Source organism: Variovorax sp. 20P10.2.4, assembly GCF_058244205.1.
This window is the reverse complement of sequence record NZ_JBZAYE010000767.1, coordinates 1-3,098: the sequence shown is the minus strand read 5'-3', so window position 1 is coordinate 3,098 and position 3,098 is coordinate 1. Positions and strand designations below refer to the sequence as shown.

4 protein-coding genes are annotated in these 3,098 nt (G+C 71.3%); 2 read left to right on the top strand and 2 right to left on the bottom strand.

Features of this window, described 5'->3' with window-relative positions; translation table 11 throughout:
* On the top strand, positions 1 to 1,638 hold a 1,638-nt coding region (gene priA, locus AC27VN_RS37170; RefSeq protein ID WP_490879885.1), incomplete at its 5' end, for a replication restart helicase PriA.
* A 23-nt stretch (positions 1,639 to 1,661) separates the two neighbouring features.
* Here priA and AC27VN_RS37165 read toward each other — a convergent pair.
* Positions 1,662 to 1,880 (bottom strand): hypothetical protein, encoded by a 219-nt coding sequence (locus tag AC27VN_RS37165; protein ID WP_281077749.1) that lies wholly within the window; start codon positions 1,878 to 1,880, stop codon positions 1,662 to 1,664.
* A gap of 319 nt (positions 1,881 to 2,199) precedes the next feature.
* Between AC27VN_RS37165 and AC27VN_RS37160 the strand changes: the two genes are divergently transcribed.
* Positions 2,200 to 2,820: a hypothetical protein gene (locus tag AC27VN_RS37160; RefSeq protein WP_256222999.1), complete on the top strand. Its 621-nt coding sequence runs from the start codon at positions 2,200 to 2,202 to the stop codon at positions 2,818 to 2,820.
* Positions 2,821 to 2,826: 6 nt separating this feature from the next.
* Here AC27VN_RS37160 and AC27VN_RS37155 read toward each other — a convergent pair.
* The coding region (locus tag AC27VN_RS37155) for an AEC family transporter (RefSeq protein ID WP_490879884.1) at positions 2,827 to 3,098 on the bottom strand (272 nt) is incomplete at its 5' end.

Below are 3,098 nucleotides of genomic sequence, written 5' to 3'. Positions count from 1 at the left end.
GAGGAAGGCCCGTTCCTGCTGGCCGGCAGCACCGGCAGCGGCAAGACCGAGGTCTACCTGCGCTGCGTGGCCGCGCTGCTCGCGCGCTCGCCCGAGGCCCAGGCGCTGGTGATGGTGCCCGAGATCAACCTCACGCCGCAGCTCGAGGCCCGCTTCAAGGCGCGCTTCGGGGCGCAGGCGGTGGTGTCGCTGCACAGCGGCATGACCAACCCGCAGCGCCTCGCGAGCTGGCTGGCCGCGCATGCGGGCGCCGCGCGCATCGTGCTGGGCACGCGCATGGCGGTGTTCGCCTCGATGCCGGGCCTGGCGCTGATCGTGGTCGACGAGGAGCACGACCCGAGCTACAAGCAGCAGGAAGGCGCGCGCTATTCGGCGCGCGACCTCGCCGTGTGGCGCGGCCACCGCGAGAAGGCCAAGGTGATCCTGGGCTCGGCCACGCCCTCGCTCGAGAGCTGGCACCAGAGCCGCCCGCCCGCCGACGGCGACCCCGGCGGGCGTTACGTGCGGCTGGCCATGCCCTCGCGCATCGGCGCCGGCGAGCTGCCCACGGTGCGGCTGGTCGACATGACGCTGCAGCCCGCCAAGACCGTGCTCTCGGCCAAGCTGCTCGACGCCATCGGCCAGCGCATCGCGCGCGGCGAGCAGAGCATGATCTTCCTCAACCGGCGCGGCTATGCGCCGGTGCTGGCCTGCGGCGACTGCGGCTGGAAGAGCGAGTGCCCGCACTGCAGCGCCTACCGCGTGTTCCACAAGATCGACCGCACGCTGCGCTGCCACCACTGCGGCCACACCGAGCGCGTGCCGCGTGCCTGCCCGGTCTGCGGCAACCTCGACATCGCGCCCGTGGGCCGCGGCACCGAGCGGCTCGAGGAACACCTGGCCGAGCTGTTCTCGGCCGTGAAGCGGCCCGACGGCAGCGCGGTGAGCATCGCGCGGATCGACGCCGACAGCACCAAGAAGCAGGGCGCGCTCGAGTCGCAGCTCGCGGCCGTGCACGCGGGCGAGGTCGACGTGCTGGTCGGCACGCAGATGATCGCCAAGGGCCACGACTTCCGCCGCATCACGCTGGTGGCCGCGGTGAACCCCGACGGCGCGCTGTTCTCGAGCGACTTCCGCGCGCCCGAGCGGCTGTTCAGCCTGCTGATGCAGTCGGCCGGCCGCGCGGGCCGCGACGCCGCCTACCTGGCCACGCAGGGCAGCACGGCCGAGATGTGGATCCAGACGCACCACGCGGAGCATCCGCTGTTCCAGGCGCTGCGCCGGCACGACTACCCGGCCTTCGCGGCGCAGCAGCTCGAGGAGCGGCAGGCCGCCGCGATGCCGCCCTTCGCCTACCAGGCGCTGGTGCGCGCCGATGCGCGCACGCAGGAGGCGGCGCAGGCCTTTCTCAATGCGGCGAGCGCCGCGGCCGATGGACTCGAGGGAGCGGCGCAGGTGATGCGCTATCCGGCCGTGCCGCTGGCGATCCAGCGCGTGGCCAACGTGGAGCGCGCGCAGATGCTGCTGGAGAGCCATTCGCGCGCCGCGCTGCAGCGCATGCTCGCGCTGTGGCAGCCGCAGCTGCATGCGTTGCGGCGCACGCCCGAGGGCAAGGGCGTGATCCGCTGGCTGATCGACGTCGATCCGCAGGGGATCTGAACCTCGTCGCCATGGGCCCGCGCTCAGTGCAGGCTCATCGGCTCCTTGCCCATCTCGACATAGCGCAGTTCGCGGTCCGCATGGCGCCGCCGCGCGACGCTGCCGGGCCAGGCGAACACCACCAGGCTCAGCGCGCCGAGCGCCAGCGCCGAGGCCGTGCCGAGCTTGCCGGCCTGCCAGAGCCAGGCCGCGCCGGCGAGCCACGCCAGCCATAAAAGAATTCGGAACAGTGTTGCCATCATCGTGCGAGCTCCCATGCCATCTTCCGGTCTGCGGCCCACTTTAGCAGCGGACATGTGAACTCAAGCATTCATCCGAAGTGGTATCGGATAGCTATGTCTTACGGCCGGCACGGTGCAGGGGAAAAATTCTGCAAAAGGGGTTGACGCCACGCGCGCGCCGCTGCAAAAGACTCCGTGGAGGAGTCCGCAACGGGGCGATCCTCCGGGCCCTCCGCGCCCCTCCAGCCCGCTCTCCTGAAGGCAAAGGTCGCTCGTGAAACCGCTCCATTTCGCAAGTGGGATTCTGTCTTTCGCGGCCTCCGCTTGGGCCTGCTTCCTGGTGCTCGCACCCGTCGCCACGCACGCCGCCGAGATCGAGCGCCAGGGCCGGCTGCTGCTGGTCTCGGGCATGCTCGACGGCAGCGAGATCGCCAGCTTCATCGACCACCTGAGCAGCGGCACGGTACGCACCGTGGTGCTGGAGGATTCCTTCGGCGGCACCGCCGAGGCGGCCGGTGCCTTCGCCGACGCGATCCGCGCGAGCGGCGTCGAAACCGAGGTGCGCGGCCAGTGCATGGCGGCCTGCGCCTACGCCTTCCTGGCGGGCAAGACGCACCGCTTCGGCGACGGCTTCCAGGTCAACGGCCTGATGCTGCCGGTGGCGGCGCGGCCCACTGCCGCCGAGCTCGCGGTGCGCTGGCGCGACGACGCGCACCGGACGCTGGCCGACTTCACGCCCGGCGCCGCGGCGGCGCCCAAGGTGATCGAGGCCTCGGCCGACGGTCGCGGCGCGCACGACAACTGGCAGCCCGAGCATGGCGTGCTGTTCACCGCCAGCCCCTCGCTGTTCGGCCGCATCTACAACGCCTTCTATTGCGACGGCACGCAGGGCCGCGATTTCTCGAAGTGCGAGCGCCTGCCCGATGCCGATCCGTTCAAGCTCGGCGTGCTGACGCCGTAGCAAGCTTCACTTCAGCAAGCCCACCGCCAGCGGAAAGCTGAAGAAGGCCGCCACCGTCGTCCACAGGATGATGCGCGCGATGCGCCCGTTGTCGGCGCCGAAGCGCTCGGCCAGCATCGACACGTTGCTCGCGCTCGGCAACGCCGCCACCAGCACGATCGCCACCAGCGCCGGCCACGACAGCGGCAGGCCCAGCGCGATCGCCGCGAGCCCCAGTCCCCACACCAGCAGCGGGTGCGCGAGCAGCTTCACCAGCACCACCGGCAGCACGTCGGCCA